This is a genomic window from Kitasatospora sp. MBT63 (assembly GCF_000710465.2).
GTDB lineage: Bacteria > Actinomycetota > Actinomycetes > Streptomycetales > Streptomycetaceae > Kitasatospora.
In genome coordinates, this window is the sequence record NZ_JAIZ01000153.1 from 2,163 (window position 1) to 6,434 (window position 4,272).

Here is a 4,272-nt window from a genome sequence, read left to right on the forward strand (position 1 = left end):
ATCGCCGAGTGGTTCCCGCCCGCCCGGGTGCAGGCGGCCGCCGACCGCTACCGGGCGCTGTACCCGGAGCACGCCGTGGAGCGCGCCCTGCTGCTGCCCGGCGCCCTGGAGGCGGTCCGCGCGGTCCGCGAGTGCGGCGGCCGGGTCGCGGTGATCACCGGCAAGCACGAGCCCAACGCCCGGCTGCACCTGACCGCGGCCGGCCTCGACGCGGACGTCCTGGTGGGCGACCTGTGGGCGGAGACCAAGGGCGCCGCGCTGCGCGAGCACGGCGCGGCCGTGTACGTCGGCGACCACCTCGGCGACATCGCCGGGGCCCGGGCGGCGGACGCGGTCGCGGTCGGCGTGGCCACCGGGCCGTACGGCGCGGCGGAGCTGGCCGAGGCCGGGGCGGACGTGGTGCTCGACGACCTGACCGGCTTCCCGGCCTGGCTGGCCGGCTACCTGGCCTCGGCCACCGCCGCGGGCGCCTGAGTACCCACGGCGGCCGGTTGTGCCGCCCGCTCGGTGACCCGGCGCCGCTGCGCCCGGGCGGAGAGCAGCAGCCCGGTCACCGACAGCAGGAAACCGAGCGGCATCAGCATGCACAGCCAGTACGCGAAGCTGGGGAAGCGCGGGAGGTCGAAGAAGAGCGGTACGAAGGTCACCAGGGTGGCCACGGCCCCGGCGCCGAAGACCAGGCCCCCGGTCCTGACCAGCGCATCGCCCCGGTCCGCACGCTGACTGCTCACAACTGACTCCTTCTCGCCTCGACGGCCCAGTGTCGCAGAACGTCCCGACCCCCGCCGATCGGCGGGGGCGGGGGCCGTCTGTACGCTCAGGTTTCCCAGGGAACTCTCAGGCACCCTGGTGATTGTCGTACTGCGGTTTCTGCGGGGGGAATCCCGGAGACCGGGCCATCGGGATACAGGGGCTTACACACGCATGGGTCTGACCAGTCACAAGGTGCTGGCGCTGTCCGCGCTGGTCTCGCTCCTGATGGTGGCCGGCACGGTCTGGCTGTGGCCGCGGCTGGCCCGCAGCGGCTGGGCCGCGATCTGCGGCCGGATCGGCACGATCATCGCCACCCAGCTGACCGTGATGTGCACCCTGGGCCTGCTGGCCAACAACTCCTTCGCCTTCTACAGCAGCTGGGACGACCTGCTGGGCACCGGTGACAACGGCCCGGTGACCATCGAGAACCAGTTCGCGGACGGCCGCCGCACGGCCGGCATCCAGCAGATCTCCGACGAGAACGTGCGCGGCGCGAAGTCGGTCGGCCGGGACCCGGCGCTGGTCGGCAAGCTGGAGCGGATCCGGATCCCGGGCGCCACCACCGGCCTGTCCACCGAGGGTTACGTCTACCTGCCGCCGCAGTACTTCCAGCCCGACTACCGGGACCGCAGGTTCCCCGCCGTGATCGCCATCACGGGCTTCCCCGGCGACGCCAAGAACCTGGTCAGCAAGCTCAACTACCCGGCCACCGAGCTGCAGCAGATCCGCGACGGCAGGATGAAGCCCGCCGTGCTGGTGCTGATGCGCCCCTCCCCGGCGATGCCGCGCGACACCGAGTGCGAGGACGTCCCGGGCGGCCCGCAGGCCGAGTCGTACTTCGCCAAGGACGTGCCGGCCGCGATCCGCGCCTCGTACCGGGTCGGCGACGGGGCCGGCGACTGGGGCCTGATCGGCAACTCCACCGGCGGCTACTGCGCGCTGAAGCTGTCCATGAAGCACCCCGAGGTGTACTCGGCCGCCGTGTCGCTGTCCGGCTACTACCGCGCCGCCGAGGACCCCACCACCGGCGACCTCTTCGACGGCCGCCAGCAGCGCCGCGACGAGGCCGACCTGGGCTGGCGCCTCGCCAACCTGCCGCATCCCGCGGTCTCCCTGCTGGTCGGCGGCAGCAAGGAGGGCGACGGCGACTACTACGACAACACCCGGCGGTTCGTCGCCGCCGCCAAGGGCGGCCCGACCAAGGTGTCCTCGATCACGCTGGAGACCGGCGGCCACAACTTCAACACCTGGAACCGGATGCTGCCGGCCTCGCTCGGCTGGCTGTCCGAACACCTCAACGCCCCCTCCTGACCCACCCCTTGACGGCCGCCCCGGCCGAACCGGCCCGCGCGGCCCCGCCCGCCCTCCGGCGCCCGCCGTGACCAGGCATCGGTCACTGCCCGGAGTTTCCTGGCAGCGGGGAGTTTCGACCGCGCCCCGGCCGGGGTATGCAGCCATCGCGCGGGGTCCGGCGGACGCCCCGCCCTACCGATCGGGGGTGAGAGCCAGTGGTCAGCGCCATGTCGCACCCTGGCCCGGCCAGGCCCCGATCCGGATCTGCTGCAGCGCATGAGTGAGCAGCTGAGAGATCATTGATCCGCTGTCCGGCCGACCCGCCGCGCGTGGTCGGTCCGGCTCCCCGTCCAGCGGGCCCCGGGCGATGCCGGGGCCGCTCCCACACCCACCCGAGGACTTCCGAGATGCCCACCGGCCAGGTCAAGTGGTTCAACGAGACGAAGGGCTACGGCTTCCTGTCGCGCGACGACGGCGGCGAGGTCTTCGTGCACACCAAGGCGCTGCCCACCGGCGTCACCACGCTTCGGCCGGGGCAGCGGGTCGAGTTCGGCATCGCCGCGGGCCACCGCGGCGACCAGGCGATGGGCGTCACGCTGCTGGACGCGCTGCCCTCGGTGGCGGCGGCCCAGCGCAAGAGCGCGGACGACATGGCCCCGATCGTGCAGGACCTGATCTCCACCCTCGACGCGGTCCTGCCCGGCCTGCAGCGCGGCCGCTACCCGGCCAAGCCGACCGGCCAGCAGCTCGCGGTCCTGCTGCGCGCGGTGGCCGAGCAGTTCGACGTCTGAGCGCCGCCGCCGCGGTGTCCGCGGCCGGTGCTCAGAACGCCAGCGCGCCCGGGTCGACCGCGGGGACCAGCCCCTCCTCGGCGGCCCGGGCCAGCAGCGCCCGCACCGCGGCGTAGCCCTCCTCGCCGAGCTCGGCGGTGAACTCGTTGACGTACAGCCCGATGTGGCTGTCCGCCACCTGCGGGTCCATCTCCTGGGCGTGCGCCAGCACGTAGCCGCGGGAGGCCGCCGGGTCGTCCCACGCCATGGTCACCGAGGTGCGGATGGTCGCGGCCAGCTCGCGCAGCCGCTCGGCGCCGAGCGAGCGGCGGGCCACGATCGCGCCGAGCGGGATCGGCAGGCCGGTCTCCAGCTCCCACGCCTCACCCATGTCGGCCAGGCTGTGCAGCCCGTACCGCCGGTAGGTGAACCGCGCCTCGTGGATCACCAGACCGGCGTCCACCCGGCCGTCCCGCACGGCGGGCATGATCTCGTGGAACGGCAGCACCACGATCTCCCCGAAGCCGCCCGGCACGGCCTTCGCGGCCCAGAGCCGGAACAGCAGGTACGCGGTCGACCGCTCGCTCGGCACCGCCACCGTCCGGCCCGCCAGCGAGGCGGCGTCCCGCTCCCCGGCGGTGAGCACCAGCGGACCGCAGCCTCGGCCGAGTGCCCCGCCGCAGGGCAGCAGCGCGTACTCGTCGAGGACCCAGGGCAGCTGCCCGTAGGAGATCTTCAGCAGGTCCAGCTCGCCCCGCTCGGCCATGCCGTTGGTCAGGTCGATGTCGGCGAAGGTGACCTCGGGCGCGGCCGCGCCGGGCACCAGGCCGTGCGCCCAGGCGTGGAAGACGAAGGTGTCGTTGGGGCAGGGCGAGTACGCGGCCCTGAGCGGCTCAGCCATGGCGGACCTCCTGGAGCAGGGCTCGGTACGGCAGCGCCCGGAAGGCCCGCTCCAGGGCCCCCAGCGCCTCACCGATCCGCCAGGCGGCGCGGTCGCGCGGCCCGACGGCGTTGGACACGGCCCGGATCTCGAAGACGGGGACGGCGAACCGGGCGGCCGCCTCGGCCACCCCGAACCCCTCCATCGCCTCCGCGACCGCGTCCGGGTGACGCACGGTCAGTTCCTGTGCCCGCCCGGCGCTGCCGGTGACCGTGGAGACGGTCAGCACGGCCCCCGAGGCGGCCTCCAGGGCCCGTACGGCGAGGCGGACGGCTGCGGGCGGCGGGGTGTGGCGGACGGTCCCGAAACCCAGCTCGGTGACGTCCTGGAAGCCCTCGGGCGTCTCGGCGCCCAGGTCGGCCGCGACGATCCGCTCCGCCACCACCAGCGAGCCGATCGGCGCCCGGGGTGCGAACCCGCCCGCGATCCCGGCCGAGACCGCCAGCGCGTACGGGCGGGCGGCCAGCGCCGCCGCCGTGGCCGCCGCAGCGGCGGCCGGGCCGACCCCGGCCGCCA

Annotated in this window: 6 protein-coding genes; 3 read left to right on the plus strand and 3 right to left on the minus strand. The window is 74.3% G+C overall.

Annotated features, from left to right (window positions below):
* Positions 1-474: HAD family hydrolase (locus tag AA75_RS10280; protein WP_033819569.1), on the plus strand; the 474-nt coding region annotated here is incomplete at its 5' end.
* On the opposite strand, the gene AA75_RS10285 is transcribed toward AA75_RS10280, so the two are convergent.
* Positions 441-731, minus strand: coding sequence for a hypothetical protein (locus AA75_RS10285; RefSeq protein ID WP_051812088.1), 291 nt, complete (start codon positions 729-731; stop codon positions 441-443). The two genes, AA75_RS10280 and AA75_RS10285, sit on opposite strands and share 34 nt — an antisense overlap.
* A gap of 193 nt (positions 732-924) precedes the next feature.
* On the opposite strand from AA75_RS10285, the gene AA75_RS10290 reads away from it, so the two are divergent.
* Complete coding sequence (locus AA75_RS10290) at positions 925-2,064, plus strand: esterase family protein (RefSeq protein ID WP_033819570.1); 1,140 nt, start codon at positions 925-927, stop codon at positions 2,062-2,064.
* A 389-nt stretch (positions 2,065-2,453) separates the two neighbouring features.
* Positions 2,454-2,837, plus strand: coding sequence for a cold-shock protein (locus tag AA75_RS53655; RefSeq protein WP_033819571.1), 384 nt, complete (start codon positions 2,454-2,456; stop codon positions 2,835-2,837).
* Positions 2,838-2,868: 31 nt separating this feature from the next.
* Here AA75_RS53655 and AA75_RS10300 read toward each other — a convergent pair whose 3' ends face one another.
* Positions 2,869-3,717 (minus strand): 1,4-dihydroxy-6-naphthoate synthase, encoded by an 849-nt coding sequence (locus AA75_RS10300; protein WP_033819572.1) that lies wholly within the window; start codon positions 3,715-3,717, stop codon positions 2,869-2,871.
* Positions 3,710-4,272 (minus strand): futalosine hydrolase (locus tag AA75_RS10305; protein WP_033819573.1); only part of this gene is annotated, 563 nt, incomplete at its 5' end. The genes AA75_RS10300 and AA75_RS10305, both read right to left, overlap by 8 nt.